Source organism: Pseudomonas sp. FP597 (genome assembly GCF_030687435.1).
Lineage (GTDB): Bacteria > Pseudomonadota > Gammaproteobacteria > Pseudomonadales > Pseudomonadaceae > Aquipseudomonas > Aquipseudomonas lactucae.
In genome coordinates, this window is record NZ_CP117432.1 from 5,717,414 (window position 1) to 5,735,205 (window position 17,792).

Consider the following 17,792-nt stretch of genomic DNA (forward strand, 5'->3'; position numbering starts at 1 on the left):
TAGTCATAATCAGTCGATTCCGCCCGTGAGGGTCGTCTGCTCAGCATAGTCGAGGTGTTTGACGAGCTGCGCGCGCAGCCGGGCACTTACCTCGGCAAATTTAATCGGTGTCGCGTGGTCGCTCAGTTGCGTCATCGCCAACCCGGCATAACCGCACGGGTTGATGCGCCGAAACGGTGCCAGGTCCATGTCCACGTTCAGGGCCAGGCCATGAAAGGAACACCCATGACGAATACGCAGCCCTAAGGAGGCGATTTTCGCGCCGTCGACGTAAACGCCCGGTGCATCCGGCTTGGCCGCGGCGGTCACGCCATAACTGGCCAGCAGCTCGATCAGGCAAGCCTCGATGCGACTCACCAGATCACGCACACCAAAACCCAGCTTGCGCACGTCCAGCAGCAAATAAGCGACAAGCTGACCGGGCCCATGGTAAGTCACTTGGCCACCTCGGTCGACCTGCACCACCGGAATATCCCCCGGAAGCAGCAGATGCTCAGCCTTGCCGGCCTGGCCCTGGGTGAACACCGGCGGGTGTTCCACCAGCCAGACTTCATCGGGCGCCGAGCTGCCGCGCTCGTTGGTGAAGCGCTGCATGGCGTGCCAGACCGGCTCGTACGCCATCCGGCCGAGCTCGCGAAAGCCCAGGACCTGTGACATCACAACACCATGTGCACGAAGCCGGTGGCCCGCAGTTCGCTGTTGATGTCGTAGAGCTGGTCTTGACCGGTCGCAACGATGTGCAACTGGATCGTCGTATATTTACCGGTGGAGCTGGATCGTTCGTCCACGCGGTCGTCGTTGATCGTCGCGTGTTTACGCACGATGTCGAGAATCTGGTCTTTGCGGCCCACACCGGTGTCGCTGATCACCTTGATAGGGTAATCGGTCACCGGGAATTCGATTTTTGGCGCCTTTACTTCTTTATCGGTCATGGCGTAACGGCCTCGTAAGCGTAAGCCGTGGCGACGGGCAAGGCCCCGTGTCGGATCAACACGGGGCCTTGCAGGTGCACACTATCAGTTGAACAAGCCGTAGAAGAATAGACGGATGCTATCCCACACGCGGCGGAAGATACCACCTTCGTCGACGGCGTCCAGTGCGATCAGGTCGGCGCTGTGCACCACCTTGTCGTCCAGCTTCACTTCGACCTTACCGATCACGTCACCCTTGGCGATTGGGGCGACCAATTGCGGGTTCATGGTCATGCTCGCAGCGAGCTTTTTCAGCTGGCCTTTAGGCATGGTCAGCGTCAGGTCTTCGGCCAGGCCGGCCTTGACTTGCGAGGTGGCGCCTTTCCACACCGGCGCGGTCGCCAGCTCAGCACCCTTCTGGTAGAAGGTCTGGGTTTCGAAGAAGCGGAAACCATAGGTCAGCAGCTTTTGCGTCTCGGCCGCACGGGCCTGCTCGCTGTTGGTGCCGAAGACCACGGCAATCAGGCGCTGGCCGTCACGTACGGCGGACGACACCATGCAGTAGCCGGCTTCTTCGGTGTGGCCGGTTTTCAGACCGTCGACGGTCTTGTCGCGCCACAGCAGCAGGTTGCGGTTAGGCTGCTTGATGTTGTTCCAGAAGAATTCCTTCTGGGAGTAGATCGCGTAGTGCACCGGGTCGACACGAATGATCGCGCGGGCCAGGATCGCCATGTCGTGAGCCGACGAATAGTGCTCCGGGTTCGGCAGGCCGGTCGGGTTCATGAAGTGGCTGTTGGTCATGCCCAGGTCGGCCACGGTTTTGTTCATCATGTCGGCGAAGGCGTCTTCGCTGCCGGCGATGTGCTCGGCCAGGGCGACGCTGGCGTCGTTACCGGACTGGATGATGATGCCGTGCAGCAGGTCGCTCACGGTGACTTGCGAACCCACCTTGATGAACATCCGCGAACCGCCGGTGCGCCAGGCGTTTTCGCTGACGGTTACCGGATCGTTCTCGCCGATCTGGCCGCGACGGATTTCCAGGGTCGCGATGTAGGCAGTCATCAGCTTGGTCAGGCTGGCCGGTGGCAGGCGCTGGTCACCGTTGTTCTCCACCAGCACGTTGCCGCTGGCGGCATCCATGAGCACCCAGGCCTTGGCGGCCAGTTGCGGTGAGGCCGGCACCATTTCAACCGCCCAGGCGGCCGGGGTGATGATCAGCGAAAGAAGCAGGCACGTGCGTTTGGCTAAGGTGGTGATGTTCATCCGTCTCTCGAAATTGCTTATGGAAACTTGCCCTCGCGGGCAAAACTTTTTATTCAGACAGCCCGCTACCAGACTGTCACGTGTTCGGTTGCTCGCTCACCCCTTGCCTTCGGGTTTTTATTGTTAAACGAGCCAACAACCAGGGTTCAGGCACGCGCACGCGCCCGGACCATCAATCTTTTTATTCGGCGGTCACTACGCTGGGTTGCCCCAGGTTGGCCAGACGCACACTGTTCTGCACTTGCGCCACTTCGCTGGGCGAACCGATCGGCCCCATGCGCACACGGTGCAGGGTCTGCTGGTTACGCACGATGGAGCTGATGAACACCGGCGCGCTGACCATGCCGCTGAGCTTGGACCTTAACAGTTCCGCCGCATCCGGGTTGGCGAAAGCCCCCACCTGCAGGTACTGCCCGCCCACTGCCGAGGCACCCGGTGCCGCACGAGGCACCACCACGGTGTCCGGGGCGTGCTGCTGGGGCGGCGGTGTCCACTGCTCGATCTTGCCGGCCGACGCGGTTACCTGTGGTTGTGGGGCCTGCGGTTCGTTGAGCATCAACGGCGCCGGTTTGCCACGCTGGGCCCAGTACTGCGCCGGGTCGATGCCTTCGACCTTGACCCGTGCGGTGCCGGTTTCGGCGTAGCCGAGTTTCTTCGCGGCGGCGTAGGACAAGTCGATGATCCGGTCCGAATAGAACGGCCCACGGTCGTTGACCCGCAAAATCACCGTGCGGTTGTTGTCGAGGTTGGTCACGCGGACATAGCTGGGCAGCGGCAGCGTCTTGTGCGCCGCGCTCATGCCGTACAGGTCATACACTTCGCCGTTGGCGGTGTTCTGGCCATGGAATTTGGTGCCGTACCAGGACGCCGTGCCCGACTGCACATACGTCTTGGAATCCTGCAGCGGGAAATAGGTCTTGCCCAACACCGTATAAGGGTTGGCCTTGTAGGCGCCGGTGTGCAGGGTCGGGGTGGCATCCGGGATCTTCGACACGTCGACATCCCACCACGGCGCGCCGTCTTTGTGCGCGCGGTTGATGTCCAGACCCGGCTGGGAACGCACCGCGGTGCCGCCGGCCTTCTGCGCCGGCCCGCGGCTGGTGGAACAACTGACGACCAGCAGGGACAACGCGGCGAACGCCACCAGCTTGAGCGGTTGATTGAACAGCGATGCCCGCATTACTTGTTGCCCCGTGCTTGGACCAGCATGTCTGACAGCTGATGCACGGCCATGGCGTACATCACACTGCGGTTATAACGCGTGATTGCGTAGAAATTCTTCAGGCCCATCCAGTATTCAGGGCCATTTTCGCCTTCCAGGCGGAACGCCGTGACCGGCATGTCATCGCGTGGCGCATTCTGACTCGACCAGCCCAGCGCCCGCAACTCCCCGACCGTCTTGGCCGGCTCGATGCCCTGGGTCAGGCCCTCATCAACGCGCTCCCCGGCCACATCGGCGCGGATCACCACAGGCTCGCCGCCTACCCAGCCGTGGCGCTTGAAGTAGCTGGCCACACTGCCGATGGCATCGTCCGGGTTACTCCAGATATTGATGTGCCCGTCGCCGTCGAAATCCACGGCATAGGCGCGAAAGCTGCTCGGCATGAACTGCGGCAGGCCCATGGCGCCGGCATAGGAGCCTTTGAGGGTCAGTGGGTCGACCTGCTCTTCGCGGGCCAGCAGCAGGAATTCGCGCAATTCCTTGCGAAAGAAGTCGGCGCGTGGCGGGTAGTCGAAGCCCAGGGTGGACAAGGCGTCGATCACCCGGTAACTGCCGGTATTGCGCCCGTAAAAGGTTTCAATGCCGATGATCGCGACAATCACCTGGGCCGGCACGCCATATTCCTGCTCGGCGCGGGCCAGCACGGCTTCATGCTGGCGCCAGAAATCCACACCTCGGGCCACGCGAGCATCGGTGAGGAACATCGGGCGATATTCTTTCCACTGCTTCACGCGCTCGGCGGGGCGGGAGATGGCATCGAGGATCGCCTGCTTTTTCTGCGCCTCGCGGAACACGCCCATCAGTTGCTCACCGGCAAAACCGTAGTCGCGGGTCATTTCACCGACAAATTCGGCGACCTGGGGTGAACCATCGTAGTCACCGGCCAGCGCCTCTTGCGTCGCGCCCAGCAGCCCAATCAGGCTCATCCAGGACGCATGCCGAGTCGCCCAGCCGCGCATTACTTGCATTGACATCTTCACCTTATTCAAACCTGCGCGATCCACTTGCGATGCGTATGAATCGACATCAAAACCCCAAACGCTGACATCAATGTCACCAGCGAAGTTCCGCCGTAGCTAATGAACGGCAACGGCACCCCCACCACCGGCAACAGGCCACTGACCATACCGATGTTGACGAAAACGTAAACAAAAAAAGTCATGGTCAGGCTGCCGGCGAGCAATTTGCCGAACAGCGTCTGCGCCTGAGCGGTAATCACCAGGCCGCGCCCGATCAGCAGCAAATAGATCAGCAGCAGCGCGCAAATGCCCACCAGGCCGAACTCTTCGCCCATCACCGCAATGATGAAGTCGGTGTGGCTCTCGGGCAGAAAGTCCAGATGGGACTGGGTGCCCAGCAGCCAGCCTTTGCCAAATACGCCGCCGGAGCCGATGGCCGCCTTCGACTGGATAATATTCCAGCCGGTGCCCAGCGGATCGCTTTCCGGGTCGAGGAAGGTAAGAATCCGTTGTTTCTGGTAGTCGTGCATAAAGAAGAACCACATGGCCACCGCCACGGGGATGGCGGCGGCCAGCACGCTGAGGATCCAGCGCCAGCGCAGCCCGCCCATGAACAGCACGAACGCACCGCCGGCCAGGATCAGCAGCGAGGTGCCGAGGTCCGGCTGACGCACGATCAGCACAAACGGGACGCCGATGAGGATCAGGCTGATACCCACGTGCTTGAGCTGCGGCGGCAGGGTGCGTTTGGACAAATACCAGGCAATCGTGGCTGGCATCAGAATCTTCATGAATTCCGACGGCTGGAAGCGAATCACCCCCGGAATATTGATCCAACGGGTCGCGCCCATGGCGTTGTGGCCCATGACGTCCACCACAACCAGCAGTAAAACGCCGGCGACATACCCCAACGGTACCCAGCGCGCCATGAAGCGCGGTTCCAACTGGGCGATGACCACCATCGACAACAGGCCCAGGCCGAACGAGGATGCCTGCTTGATCAGCAGGTCCCAATTCTTGCCGCTGGCCGAATACAGCACGAACAGGCTGCCGGCCGCCAGGGTCAGCAGCAGGATCAGCAACGGGCCATCAATGTGCATGCGTTGCAGCAACGTCGCGCGGCGACGCATCACATCTTCGCTGGAGAGGATGCGGTCAAAATTACTCTTCACTGGCCGTAACCTCGGGAATTGAAGGGGGGCCGCCAAATTCGGGCTTGAGCCTGCCGTCGTCGGCCAGCAACCAGGCGTCCATCACCTGGCGAACCACCGGTGCAGCGACGCCGGAACCGGACTCGCCGTTCTCGACCATCACCGCGACCACGATCTTCGGGTCGTCCGCCGGCGCAAAGCCGACAAACAAGGCGTGGTCGCGATGGCGTTCCTGGACCTTGGAGCGGTCGTATTTCTCGCCCTGCTTGATCGCGACCACCTGGGCCGTACCACTCTTGCCGGCAATGCGGTATTGCGCGCCGATCGCCGCTTTGCGCGCGGTGCCTCGGGCACCGTGCATCACCTGCTGCATGCCATGGTTGACCTTGGTCCAGTCCGAGGGATCACGCAGCACGATGTCCGGAATCGGGTTCTCATCCACCGGCTTTTCGCCTTCGATGGTCCTGGCCAGGTGCGGTCGGTTCCAGATGCCTTTGTTGGCCACCAGCGCCGTGGCCTGCGCCAATTGCAATGGCGTCGCCTGCATATAGCCCTGGCCGATCCCCAGAATCAGGGTTTCACCCGGGAACCATGCCTGCCGGCGGGTTGCACGCTTCCACTCCCGTGATGGCATCAAGCCTGGGGACTCTTCGAACATATCCAGGGAGACTTTCTGACCGAGGCCGAACTTGCCCATATAGGCAGACAAACGGTCGATCCCCAGCTTGTGGGCCAGGTCATAGAAATAGGTGTCGTTGGAACGCATGATCGCGGTATCCAGGTCGACATAGCCGTCACCGGTGCGGTTCCAGTTACGGTATTTGTGATCGTAGTTGGGCAGCATGTAGTAGCCGGGGTCGTAGACCCGGCTCGATGCGGTGACCACACCGGCGTCCAGGCCGGCAATCGCTACCGCCGGCTTGATGGTCGAACCCGGCGGGTACAGACCACGCAGCACCCGGTTGAACAGCGGCCGGTCGATGGAGTCACGCAGCTCGGCATACGCCTTGAAACTGATACCGGTGACGAACAGGTTCGGGTCGAAGCTCGGCTGGCTGACCATCGCCAGCACTTCGCCGGTCTTCGGGTCCAGTGCCACCACCGCGCCACGCCGACCGCCCAGGGCCATCTCCGCGGCTTCCTGCAGCTTGATGTCCAGGCTCAGCACAATGTCCTTGCCCGGCACCGGGTCGGTACGCTTGAGCACACGCAAGACGCGGCCGCGGGCGTTGGTCTCGACCTCTTCGTAACCCACCTGGCCGTGCAGCTCGGGTTCGTAGAAACGTTCGATGCCGGTCTTGCCGATGTGGTGGGTGCCGCTGTAGTTGACGGGATCGAGGCTCTTGAGCTCTTTCTCGTTGATACGGCCCATGTAGCCGACGGAATGCGCAAAGTGTGGCCCTTGCGGGTAATGGCGCACCAACTGCGCCACCACTTCCACACCCGGCAGACGGAACTGGTTCACCGCGATCCGGGCGATCTGCTCTTCGGTCAGCTCAAACAGGATCGGCACCGGTTCGAATGGCCGGCGCCCCTGTCGCATGCGCTTTTCGAAGATCACCCGGTCTTCCGGGGTCAGTTGCAGCACTTCGACGATGACATCGAGCACCTGCTGCCAGTCGCCGGAACGTTCGCGGGTCATGCTCAGGCTGAAGCTGGGCCGGTTATCCGCCACCACCACGCCATTGCGGTCGAAGATCAACCCACGGGTCGGCGGAATCGGCTGCACATGCACCCGGTTGTTTTCCGACAACGTGGAGTGATAGTCGTACTGGATCACCTGCAGGAAATACAGGCGGGCGATCAGCACCCCAATCAACGTCACCACCATGATCGCGCCAAACACCACGCGCGCGCGCACCAGACGTGCGTCTTTCTCGTGGTCCTTGATGCGGATCGGCTGAGTCATCGGGAAAGGCGCAGATTATTTGTGGTAAGGGTGCCCGGACAGCACTGTCCAGGCGCGATACAGCTGTTCACCGATCAGGATCCTTACCAACGGGTGCGGCAAGGTCAATGCCGACAACGACCAGCGCTGATCGGCCCGCGCACAGACTTCCGGCGCCAGCCCTTCGGGGCCGCCGACCATGAAGTTGACGGTGCGCGAATCCAGGCGCCAACGGTCCAGTTCCACCGCCAATTGCTCGGTGCTCCAGGGTTTGCCGTGCACTTCGAGGGTGACAATGCGCTCGTTGGGGCCGACCTTGGCCAGCATGGCTTCGCCTTCCTGGCGGATAAACCGCGCCACGTCGGCGTTCTTGCCCCGGGTGTTGAGCGGTATTTCCACCAGTTCAAGCGACAGCTCAGCGGGCAGACGCTTGGCATATTCGTGCCAGCCTTCTTCCACCCACTTGGGCATGCGTGAACCGACAGCGATCAGACGCAGGCGCACAGCCGTTCCTTATTCCTGGTCTTTGTTGAGTTTGTCGAAGTGCGCGTGGCCCACTTCCGGGCTGTGGTGCTTGCCATCGGCGGCACGGCTCTGCTCGGCGCCCTTCCACAGGCGTTCCAGGTCGTAGAACTGGCGGGCGTTGGAGGTCATCATGTGAACGATCACGTCGTCCATGTCCAGCAGCACCCAGTCGCTGTCGCCCTTGCCTTCTTCACCCAGCGGCTTGACGCCTTGGGCTTTGACGGCTTCGCGCACCTTGTCCAGCATCGCGCCGATCTGGCGGTTGGAGGTACCGGTGGCGATGATCATGAAGTCGGTGATGCTCTGCTTGTCGCGCACGTCCAGCACCTGGATGTCCTGGGCTTTCACGTCTTCCAGGGCAGCCACGGCGACTTTCACCAGCTCTTCGCCAGCCAGCTCGGGGCCAACGTGGGCTTCAACCGGCAGCGGAGCGCTTTTGAAGGTGCCTTTGCGCTTAACTTTGCTTACGTCTTTGTTCGTCATATAAAACTCGTTTTGCTCGTATGTTCGGGCGCTCGCTGCACGACGGTGCGTAGCGACAAGCGCGCCTTTTCAGTTCGACGCACGGTAAAGCCCGTGCGCATCGATGTAGGCCAGGACCGCGTCAGGCACCAGGAAACGTACCGACTTACCGCTGGCCAGCAGTTGACGGATCTGGGTGGCGGACACCGCAAGCGGGGTCTGCCAGACGAATGCAATATTCCCGTTCGGCCCGGTCAGGGCCAAGGGGTCACTTACCGACCGCGCGGCCAGCAGGTTGCGCAAGGCATCCGGCGGTTCGCTGTCGGCATCCGGGCGTTGCAAAACCAGGATGTGGCAATGCTGGAGGAGTTCCTCCCAGCGATGCCAAGAGGGCAGGCCGCAAAATGCGTCCCAGCCCAAAAGCAGAAACACCTGGTCATCGGCGGCCAACTCGGCGCGCATCAGTTCCAGGGTGTCGACAGTGTAGGACGGTTTATCGCGCTTGAGTTCGCGGTCGTCCACCACCAGCGGCGCTATGCCTTCCACGGCCAGGCGCACCATTTCCAGGCGCTGCTGTGGTGACACCTGCGGCGTGTCGCGATGCGGCGGCCGGAAATTGGGGATCAGGCGCAGCTCATCCAACGCCAGGGCATCCGCAACTTCCAGGGCGCTGCGCAAATGGCCGATGTGCACGGGGTCGAAAGTACCGCCGAGCAGCCCGATGCGTTTAGCCATCAAGTGCGCACATGACCGTCGCCGAACACCACGTACTTCTCGCTGGTCAGGCCTTCGAGACCAACCGGGCCACGGGCGTGGAGCTTGTCGGTGGAAATACCGATCTCCGCGCCCAGGCCATATTCGAAGCCGTCGGCAAAGCGTGTCGAAGCGTTGACCATCACCGAAGCGGAGTCCACTTCGTTGAGGAAACGCCGGGCATCGCTGAAATGCTCGGAAACAATGGCGTCGGTGTGCTTGGAGCCGTATTTGTTGATGTGTTCGATGGCCTGGTCCAGGTCGTCGATGATGCGGATCGACAGGATCGGCGCCGTGTACTCGGTGTACCAATCCTGCTCGGTCGCCTCGATCACGTCCGCGCCCAACAGCGCCCGGGTGCGTTCGCAACCACGCAGCTCCACGCCTTTGTCACGGTAGATGGCGGCCAGCGGCGGCAACACGCGCTCGGCAATGCCAACGTGCACCAGCAGGGTTTCCATGGTGTTGCACGGCGCGTAGCGGTGGGTCTTGGCGTTGTCGGCGATGCGGATCGCCTTGTCGATATCGGCTGCGATGTCGATGTACACGTGGCACACGCCGTCCAGGTGCTTGATGACCGGCACCTTGGCGTCACGGCTGACGCGCTCGATCAGGCTCTTGCCGCCACGCGGCACGATCACGTCGACGAACTCGGGCATGGTGATCAACGCGCCGACGGCGGCACGGTCAGTGGTTTCCACCACCTGCACCACGTCGGCCGGCAACTCGGCCACGGCCAGGCCTTGCTGGATGCAGGCGGCGATGGCGCGGTTGGAGTTGATCGCCTCGGAACCGCCGCGCAGGATCGTGGCGTTACCGGACTTGAGGCACAGGCTTGCGGCGTCGATGGTCACGTTGGGACGCGACTCATAGATGATGCCGATCACGCCCAGGGGCACGCGCATCTTGCCGACCTGGATGCCGGACGGCAGGTAGCGCATGTCGCGGATTTCACCGATGGGGTCAGGCAGCTTGGCCACCTGACGCAGGCCTTCGATCATGTCGTCGATACGTGCGGGCGTCAGCGCCAGGCGGTCCAGCAGGGCCGGCTCCAGGCCATTGGCGCGGCCGCTGGCCAGGTCCAGTTCGTTGGCGGCGGCGAGCTCGGAGCGCGAAGCATCCAGAGCATCGGCGGCGGCCAGCAGCGCACGGTTCTTCTGCGCGGTGCTCGCACGGGCGATCAACCGCGAGGCCTGACGGGCAGCGCGACCCAGGCGGGTCATGTAGTCAAAAACGGACTCAGTCATAGTCAGGGAGTCTTGGCAAAGAGGAAAGCGGCAGATTATAGCTGTGACGCCGCTCGACTGACAGCGGTGAGGGGCGGATGGTCGAAATGAACTGTAAAAACCTGAGGTTCAGCGGTAATTAAGGTGGGAGTTGTTATGATTCCGTCACATTTAGCCGTATTTACCTCTACCGCCATGCCCAGCACTTCGCTCCAACTGCCCGCCAGCGCCCTGCCCGACAGCTTCTTCGACCGCGATGCACAAATCCTCGCGCGCGAACTGCTGGGAAAAGTCATACGCCACCGTGTCGGCGATCTCTGGCTTTCAGCGCGAATTATTGAAACCGAAGCCTATTACGTGGCGGAAAAAGGCAGCCACGCCTCACTCGGCTACACAGAAAAGCGTAAGGCTTTGTTTCTGGATGGTGGCCATATCTACATGTACTACGCCCGTGGCGGTGATTCGCTGAACTTCAGCGCACAGGGGCCGGGTAACGCCGTGCTGATCAAATCGGCCTATCCGTGGGTCGATGAGATCTCCGGGCCGGCGAGCCTGGCGCAGATGCTGCTGAACAACCCGACTGCCGACGGCGGCCCGCGCCCGTCGCAAAAGCTCTGCGCCGGCCAGACATTGCTGTGCAAGGCGCTGGGCCTGAAAGTGCCGATGTGGGATGCCAAGCGCTTCGACCAGGAATTGCTGTATGTGGAAGACGTGGGCCAGGTGCCGACGCAAATCATCCAGACTACGCGACTGGGCATTCCCAGTGGGCGTGATGAGCATTTGATGTACCGTTTCGTCGATGCGGACTATGCACCTTATTGCACGCGGAACCCGCTGCGCCGAGGCCAGGTCGAAGGCCGCGACTATTTTTTGATTTGATCAATTGAACGCAGCGGTTCTTGCTGGACGATATTTGCCGCACAGCAGAACCCCTTGTGCTTCTGAGTATGTATTGCATTGTTGGAGTGGATTGTATGGGCCAATGGCTCGATAGCATCACCGGCTGGCTGAGCCTGAACCCGCAATGGCTGGCTGCGGCAGTGTTTATCGTCGCGTGCGTGGAGTGCCTGGCGATTGCCGGACTGATCGTGCCGGGCACGGTATTGCTGTTTGCCATTGCCGCACTGGCCGGCAGCGGTGCGCTATCGCTGAGCGAAACCCTGTTGCTGGGTTTTCTGGGCGGGTTATTGGGTGACGGGATCTCCTACTTCCTGGGCCGGCACTTCCACCAGAACATCCGCCGCCTGCCCGGCTTGCGCCATCATCCCGAATGGATGAACGGTGCAGAGACCTACTTTCACAGGTACGGCATTGCCAGCCTGTTGGTCGGGCGCTTCATCGGCCCGTTGCGCCCCATGCTGCCGATGGTTGCCGGGATGTGCGACATGCCGTTCCCGCGTTTTGCCTTGGTGAGCGTGCTCGCCGCAGCCGGCTGGACGGTGGCCTACCTGCTGCCGGGCTGGGCCACTGGCGCCGCGTTCCGCCTGCCGTTGCCCGAAGGTTTCTGGCCCGAGGCAGGCGTGGTGATGGCGTGTCTGGCGGTGCTGCTGGGGCTGAGCCTGAACAGCAGCCTGCGCGAACATCGACGCGCCACGGTGTGGATCGGTTGCGCCAGCCTGACGCTATTGATCGCGCTGTTTATCGGCTACCCGCACCTGAACGACTTCGACCAGGGCCTGAGCGCACTGGTGCAGGAGCATCGCAGCCCGTGGCTGGATGAAACCATGGTGAGGGTGACGCAACTGGGCGAGTTCAAGAAGATGTTCGTCGCCAGCGCGATCTTCACCGGCCTGCTGCTGTTGGCTCGACAATGGCGCCACGCGCTGTTCGTGGGCGCGACCCTGGCCGGCGCGGCCGTGATCAATACGGCCAGCAAGCTGTTTTTCGCGCGCGGTCGCCCGGAAATCCTGACAGACCCATTGACCAGCTTCAGCATGCCCAGCGGCCACGCCTCGGGCGCCTTTGCGTTTTTCCTGGCCCTGGCAGTGCTCGCCGGGCGCGGCCAACCCACGCGACTGCGGTTGACGTGGTTGCTGCTGGGGTGCATTCCCGCAGCCTTCATCGCCCTCTCGCGGGTGTACCTCGGTGTCCACTGGCCCTCGGATATTCTCGCCGGGACCCTGCTGGCAATGACCGTGTGCGCGTTCAGCCTCACGGCCAGCGAGTACCGCAGCCCGCTGCCGCCGATGTCGGCCAAGGCCTGGTGGCTGGTGCTGCCCGCCGTGGTTGCGGTGTTCGGTTTTATCGCGCTCACCGGCACCGCCCACGCGCTGCTCAGGTATGCCTACTGACCCTTGGCGGGGCCGATCCACTCCACCGCGGCGGTTCGCCGCTCGGTGCAGCGTTCCCGTCGCTCCAGCAACATCTCGTCAGCTAGTTCAGCGGCGCGCTCGGCAATGTACTCCGGGCCGCGCTGTTCATGGTGCTGGATCAATTGCGTGGTGACACTGACAAAAAAGGCATCCCAAGTCGCTTGTTCCGATTGCGTCAGCCGAATCATGTTCATCCCCAGATCAAGGTCAAGTGATCGGAAACTAGCTGAGTCGATCACCGCAGAAGCGCAGGAATGCCTGAAAGATACGTAGGACAATCCTGAAGTTCAGGTAAACAACTCGCCCTGCAACTCATCCAGCAACATTTGGATCGCATCCAGGCGTTGCTGCGGGTCGTCGAGTTGCAGCAGTTCGATCTTGTCGGCCTCGGTAAACGGCAACAGATACGCCAGTTGGTTGCCCAGGGCCTGCTGGCCTTCGGCGTGGGCGTCCATGTCCAGCGACGCAACCATCGGGTGCTCGGCCAGCGCTTCAAGCAACGCCAGCAAGTCGGCATCTTCTTCATCCAATGGCTGGTCCGGCACCTCTTCCAGCCATTGCACATCGGCTACCAGCAGTTGGTCCTTCTGCACTCCGGCGTCGCGTACGCGGAAACGGCGGCCGCCCTCGACGCGAATACCGAGCAAGCCGTTGTCCTGCTGCTTGAAGTCGCGAATCAACGCTTCGCAGCCAATCAGTGCGTAACCATCCGGGGCGATGCCGACCTCCTTGCCTTCGAGGATGCACACCACGCCGAAGCCTTCACCCTTTTTCATGCAGCGGCTGATCATGTCCAGGTAGCGCGCCTCAAATATTTGCAGATCGAGGGTGCAGCCGGGGAACAGCACGGTATTGAGCGGGAATAGCGCCAGACTCATAAAAGCGTCCTTAAACCTGGTTTAAACGATTACCGACACAGCCAGCGGCAGGAATACCGCCGTGGCCACGCCCATCAGACTCATGGCCAACGCCGCAAAGGCGCCGCACTCTTCGCTTTCCTGCAGGGCCACCGAGGTGCCGACCGCGTGCGCCGTCATGCCCAGGGCCATGCCGCGCGCCTCGGGGCTGTGCACGCCCAGGCGCGAGAGCAACGCCGGGCCGACCATCGCGCCGACCACGCCGGTGATCAGTACAAACACCGCCGCCAATGCCGCCACGCCGCCGATCTGCTCGGCCACCAGCATGGCGATCGGCGAGGTCACCGACTTGGGCGCCATGGTCATCAACACCATGTGCTCGGCACCGAACCACCAACCCAGCAGCACACACAGCCCGGTAGCCAACACTCCGCCTAACACCAGCGTAGTAAAAATCGGCCAGAACAATTGGCGAATCCGCCGCAGATTCAGATAAAGCGGTACCGCCAGGGCCACCGTGGCCGGGCCGAGCAGGATACCCATGATCTCGGTGCTCTTGCGGTACTCGGCGTAGCTCAGGCCACAGCTGAGCAACACGCCGATCACCAACAGCATGGAGACCAGCACCGGCTGCAGGAAAATCCAGCGGGTTTTCTCGAAACCCGCCAGCACCAGTTGATAGGCGCCCAGGGTAATGCCGATGCCGAACAGGGGATGATGAATCACCGCCGTCCACGCCCCCTGCCAGTCGAACATCATTGGTCCTTCTCCTTGCGCTTGACCATCTGCTGCATCAGCACACCGACAAACGCCATCGCGACCACCAGCGACAGCACCAGCGCGCCGACGATGGCCCAGAAATCCGCAGCGATGTCCTTGGCGTAGACCATCACGCCGACCGCCGGCGGCACCAGCAGCAACGGCAAATAGCGCAACAGGCTGCTCGCCGCCAGGCTCAGTGGCTCGCCGACTTCACCACGCCAGATCAGGAAACCCAGCATCAGCAGCAGGCCGATGATCGGACCCGGCAATACCGGCAACAGCAAATGATTGATCGCCGTACCGATCAATTGAAACAGCACCAGCCAGGTCAGGCCACGTAACAGCATTCGCTCTCTCCCCTCGAGACTCGCCCGCATTATAAGCACGCCGGCGCTATGGATCGGCATTCGCCAAGAGCATGGTGGCTTGACCGTGCCGGTTGCCCATGATGATCTACATTGGTTGTCTGTCACCCATGAAAACCGTATCGATGAACCAAGGAGAGACGCAATGCCCTATGTACCCGTAGCGCAGCTCAACGATTATGTCGGCAAGGAACTGGGACGTTCCGAATGGCTCACCATTGACCAGGCACGCATCAATCTGTTCGCAGAGGCCACCGGCGATCATCAGTTCATCCACGTCGACCCGGTCAAGGCCGCGCAAACCCCGTTCGGCAGCACCATCGCCCACGGTTTCCTGTCGCTGTCGCTGATGCCCAAGCTGATGGAAGACATTCTGATCATGCCCGAAGGCCTGAAGATGGCGATCAACTATGGCCTGGACAGCGTGCGCTTTATCCAGCCGGTGAAGGTCAACTCAAAGGTGCGCCTGAACGTCACCCTCACCGACGTCACCGAGAAAAAACCCGGCCAGTGGCTGTTCAAGGCCACCGCCACCCTGGAAATCGAAGGTCAGGAAAAACCGGCTTACATCGCAGAGTCGCTGTCACTCTGTTTCGTGTAAGGCGTTCCCTGTGGTGAGGCACTGAAACTCACCACAGGGTATGTAAATTTATGTATGAAACTCGCAGCTGCGGCATACTCGGCGCTCAATTATCCGGATCCCGCTATGCGCCCACTCGCTCCCCTTGCCCTTGCCCTGTTGCTCACCGCTTGCGGAGACGGCGAATCGCTGTTGCCGCCCGACGCGCGCCTGCCCGATGGAGGCCGTTACCGGGGCGATGTGGTCAACGGCCTGCTGCAAGGCCAGGGTCGCGTCGACTACCCCAACGGCAGCTGGTACGCCGGCGCGTTCGACAAAGGCCAGTGGCACGGCCAGGGTGAGTGGCATGGCAGCAATGGCGAAGTCTATAAAGGCCAGTTCAAGCAGGGCCTGTTCGACGGCCAGGGCAGCCTGACCACGACAGGCAGCCACTATGTCGGTGGGTTCAGCAAGGGTCGGCGCAACGGCGAAGGCACCCTCAAAGAAGGGCAGATGACCTATCGCGGCGAATTCAAGGACGACCAGTACTCCGGCCTTGGTCGCCTGGAACTGGCCGACGGCAGCCAGTACCAGGGTCAATTCGCCCACGGCAAACCCAACGGCGAAGGCCAGCGCAACGACGACAGCGGCAACCAGTTCAGCGGGCGTTTCGTCGAGGGTCAGCTGGAAGGCAACGGCACCTTCAACAGCGCCGACGGCGACATCTATGTCGGCCAGTTCAAACAGAACCAGCTCAACGGCAAGGGCCGCTACGAAAACGCCGACGGTGACGTGTGGATCGGCCAGTTCAAGGAAGGCGCTCTCACCGGCAAGGGCGAGTTGATCGGCGTGGACGGCAGCCATTACGTCGGCCAGTTCAGCGACTGGCGCTTCAGCGGCGAGGGCCGTTTGAACCTCACCGACGGCAGCTTCTATATCGGTGGCTTCGACAGCGACAATTATCAGGGTCGCGGCACGCTGGTACTCACCGACGGCACGGTGCAAGCCGGCACCTGGGTCAATGGCCTGCGCGTGCGCGATGCCGACGGTAAATTACTGCCCGACCCGCTGGAACTCGGCGTACTGGCCCAGGGCCGCTTGCTCGATGAAGCCCTGGCCGCCGTGCCCGCGTCCACCCCCGCCGTGGAGCTGTATACCCTGGTGCTGGCCGGCGACGGCAAACAAAGCGTATTCCTGCGCGAAGCCGATTACGTCAGTAACCTGCTTGCCTCGCGCTTCGGTGCACGCGGGCAGGTCCGTCTGGTCAACCACCGCGACCATATCGCCGACCGCCCCCTGGCCACCCGCGAAAGCCTGCGCCAGGCGGTGCAAACCCTGGCCGAACGCACCGGGCCGGAAGACCTTGTGTTTATCTACATGACCAGCCACGGCACCCACGAACACGAACTGGTGCTGGACCAGCCGCGCATGGAGCTGGCCGACCTGCCGGCCGATGAACTGGCCGCCGTGCTGGCACCGCTGAAAAACCGCGACAAGATCGTGGTGATCTCCGCCTGCTACTCCGGCGGTTTCATCCCGGCGCTCAAAGACGATCGCACGCTGATCATGACCGCTTCGCGGGCTGACCGGGTGTCCTTCGGTTGCTCGGAGGAAGCGGACTTTACCTACTTCGGCGACGCTCTCTTCGCTCAAGCCTTCAACCAGACAGACGACTTGCAGCAAGCCTTCAAGCTGGCGCAACTGCACGTCGCCGAACGCGAACAGGCGGACAACTTCGAAGCGTCCGAACCGCAGATCTGGGCCCCCAAGGGCGTGATCGCCCACTGGCAATTATTACGTAAACAGCAGGCACGAAAGGCGCTGGAAAGCGTCTCAATGAATAGCAAGGAAGCCAAAGGCAACTAAGCTGTAACGTGTAACAAGGGGGAAACACCATGTACCTGACACCGCAGCATATCCTGCTGGCTGGCGCCTCTGGCCTTACCGGCGAACACTTGCTCGATCGCCTGCTCAACGAACCCACCGTTACCCGCGTACTGGCACCCAGCCGCAGACCCCTGGCCGAACACCCGCACCTGGAAAACCCGGTGGGCGACCCGGCGGCGTTGCTGCCGCAACTGAGTGGGCAGGTGGACATCGCCTTTTGTTGCCTGGGCACCACCCTGAAAAAAGCCGGTTCCGAAGCAGCCTTCCGCGCCGTCGACCTGGACCTGGTGGTGGCCTTCGCCCAGCGCGCGCGGGAGCTGGGCGCGCGGCACCTGATCGTCATCAGCGCGATCGGCGCCGACGCGAAATCCTCGGTGTTCTACAACCGGGTCAAAGGCCAAATGGAGCAGGCGCTGAAGGCCCAGGACTGGCCGCAACTGACCATCGTGCGGCCATCGCTGTTGTTGGGAGAGCGATTGGAACCGCGTCTGGCCGAACAACTGGCCGGGCCGTTGTCGCGGTTGATCCCGGGCAAATACCACGGCATTGAAGTGTGCGAACTGGCGCGAGCCATGTGGCGGCTGGCGCTGGAAGAGCAGGATGGGGTGCGCGTGGTGGAGTCGGATGAGCTGCGCAAACTCGGTAAGTAAGGCGATCTAAAGACCTTACACATTGGTTTTGTGTTGCCGC

20 protein-coding genes are annotated in these 17,792 nt (G+C 62.0%); 5 read left to right on the forward strand and 15 right to left on the reverse strand.

Annotated features, from left to right (window positions below; genetic code table 11):
* Positions 1-9: 9 nt before the first annotated feature.
* The 11 genes from lipB to PSH66_RS26220 form a co-directional block, all read right to left on the reverse strand.
* Positions 10-657 (reverse strand): lipoyl(octanoyl) transferase LipB, encoded by a 648-nt coding sequence (gene lipB / locus PSH66_RS26170; RefSeq protein ID WP_003176290.1) that lies wholly within the window; start codon positions 655-657, stop codon positions 10-12.
* On the reverse strand, positions 657-932 hold the full coding sequence (locus PSH66_RS26175) for a DUF493 domain-containing protein (RefSeq protein WP_003176291.1): 276 nt from the start codon (positions 930-932) through the stop codon (positions 657-659). The genes lipB and PSH66_RS26175 overlap by 1 nt, the downstream gene beginning before the upstream one ends.
* Positions 933-1,016: 84 nt before the next feature.
* A complete protein-coding gene (locus PSH66_RS26180) occupies positions 1,017-2,174 on the reverse strand; it encodes a D-alanyl-D-alanine carboxypeptidase family protein (RefSeq protein WP_003176292.1) in 1,158 nt (385 codons plus the stop codon).
* A gap of 181 nt (positions 2,175-2,355) precedes the next feature.
* Positions 2,356-3,354, reverse strand: coding sequence for a septal ring lytic transglycosylase RlpA family protein (locus PSH66_RS26185; protein WP_003176293.1), 999 nt, complete (start codon positions 3,352-3,354; stop codon positions 2,356-2,358).
* Positions 3,354-4,364, reverse strand: a complete 1,011-nt coding sequence (gene mltB, locus PSH66_RS26190) for a lytic murein transglycosylase B (RefSeq protein WP_078826199.1) — start codon at positions 4,362-4,364, stop codon at positions 3,354-3,356. Before mltB ends, PSH66_RS26185 begins: the two co-directional genes overlap by 1 nt.
* Positions 4,365-4,381: 17 nt before the next feature.
* Positions 4,382-5,485, reverse strand: a complete 1,104-nt coding sequence (gene rodA / locus PSH66_RS26195) for a rod shape-determining protein RodA (RefSeq protein ID WP_050784919.1) — start codon at positions 5,483-5,485, stop codon at positions 4,382-4,384.
* Positions 5,486-5,516: 31 nt separating this feature from the next.
* Positions 5,517-7,415 carry a penicillin-binding protein 2 gene (gene mrdA / locus PSH66_RS26200; RefSeq protein WP_078734808.1) on the reverse strand — a complete coding sequence of 633 codons (1,899 nt, stop codon included), beginning with the start codon at positions 7,413-7,415 and terminating at the stop codon, positions 5,517-5,519.
* Positions 7,416-7,430: 15 nt separating this feature from the next.
* The gene (rlmH, locus tag PSH66_RS26205) at positions 7,431-7,898 is read right to left on the reverse strand and encodes a 23S rRNA (pseudouridine(1915)-N(3))-methyltransferase RlmH (RefSeq protein WP_003176297.1); all 468 of its coding nucleotides are present in this window, start codon (positions 7,896-7,898) and stop codon (positions 7,431-7,433) included.
* Between the two features lie 9 nt (positions 7,899-7,907).
* The gene (gene rsfS, locus PSH66_RS26210; protein ID WP_003176298.1) at positions 7,908-8,402 is read right to left on the reverse strand and encodes a ribosome silencing factor; all 495 of its coding nucleotides are present in this window, start codon (positions 8,400-8,402) and stop codon (positions 7,908-7,910) included.
* Between the two features lie 69 nt (positions 8,403-8,471).
* Positions 8,472-9,116 (reverse strand): nicotinate-nucleotide adenylyltransferase, encoded by a 645-nt coding sequence (nadD, locus tag PSH66_RS26215; protein WP_003176299.1) that lies wholly within the window; start codon positions 9,114-9,116, stop codon positions 8,472-8,474.
* Positions 9,116-10,381: a glutamate-5-semialdehyde dehydrogenase gene (locus PSH66_RS26220; protein WP_305427936.1), complete on the reverse strand. Its 1,266-nt coding sequence runs from the start codon at positions 10,379-10,381 to the stop codon at positions 9,116-9,118. The genes nadD and PSH66_RS26220 overlap by 1 nt, the downstream gene beginning before the upstream one ends.
* A gap of 174 nt (positions 10,382-10,555) precedes the next feature.
* On the opposite strand from PSH66_RS26220, the gene PSH66_RS26225 reads away from it, so the two are divergent.
* Both PSH66_RS26225 and PSH66_RS26230 read left to right on the forward strand, forming a co-directional pair.
* The gene (locus PSH66_RS26225; protein WP_078826200.1) at positions 10,556-11,239 is read left to right on the forward strand and encodes a DNA-3-methyladenine glycosylase; all 684 of its coding nucleotides are present in this window, start codon (positions 10,556-10,558) and stop codon (positions 11,237-11,239) included.
* A 95-nt stretch (positions 11,240-11,334) separates the two neighbouring features.
* Entirely contained in the window at positions 11,335-12,651 is a 1,317-nt protein-coding gene (locus tag PSH66_RS26230; protein WP_141063426.1) for a bifunctional DedA family/phosphatase PAP2 family protein, read from the forward strand.
* On the opposite strand, the gene PSH66_RS26235 is transcribed toward PSH66_RS26230, so the two are convergent.
* The 4 genes from PSH66_RS26235 to PSH66_RS26250 form a co-directional block, all read right to left on the reverse strand.
* Complete coding sequence (locus PSH66_RS26235) at positions 12,645-12,860, reverse strand: hypothetical protein (RefSeq protein ID WP_003176304.1); 216 nt, start codon at positions 12,858-12,860, stop codon at positions 12,645-12,647. The genes PSH66_RS26230 and PSH66_RS26235 overlap by 7 nt on opposite strands.
* 99 nt (positions 12,861-12,959) lie before the next feature.
* On the reverse strand, positions 12,960-13,550 hold the full coding sequence (locus PSH66_RS26240) for an LON peptidase substrate-binding domain-containing protein (protein WP_003176305.1): 591 nt from the start codon (positions 13,548-13,550) through the stop codon (positions 12,960-12,962).
* Between the two features lie 21 nt (positions 13,551-13,571).
* Positions 13,572-14,288, reverse strand: coding sequence for an LrgB family protein (locus tag PSH66_RS26245; RefSeq protein WP_003176306.1), 717 nt, complete (start codon positions 14,286-14,288; stop codon positions 13,572-13,574).
* Positions 14,285-14,638: a CidA/LrgA family protein gene (locus tag PSH66_RS26250; RefSeq protein ID WP_003176307.1), complete on the reverse strand. Its 354-nt coding sequence runs from the start codon at positions 14,636-14,638 to the stop codon at positions 14,285-14,287. Before PSH66_RS26250 ends, PSH66_RS26245 begins: the two co-directional genes overlap by 4 nt.
* Positions 14,639-14,801: 163 nt before the next feature.
* On the opposite strand from PSH66_RS26250, the gene PSH66_RS26255 reads away from it, so the two are divergent.
* From PSH66_RS26255 to PSH66_RS26265, 3 genes are all read left to right on the forward strand, one after another.
* Complete coding sequence (locus PSH66_RS26255; protein WP_003176308.1) at positions 14,802-15,257, forward strand: MaoC family dehydratase; 456 nt, start codon at positions 14,802-14,804, stop codon at positions 15,255-15,257.
* 105 nt (positions 15,258-15,362) lie between these two features.
* Positions 15,363-17,081 carry a C13 family peptidase gene (locus PSH66_RS26260; protein ID WP_003176309.1) on the forward strand — a complete coding sequence of 573 codons (1,719 nt, stop codon included), beginning with the start codon at positions 15,363-15,365 and terminating at the stop codon, positions 17,079-17,081.
* 29 nt (positions 17,082-17,110) lie between these two features.
* Positions 17,111-17,752: an oxidoreductase gene (locus PSH66_RS26265; protein ID WP_305427937.1), complete on the forward strand. Its 642-nt coding sequence runs from the start codon at positions 17,111-17,113 to the stop codon at positions 17,750-17,752.
* Positions 17,753-17,792 lie beyond the last annotated feature (40 nt).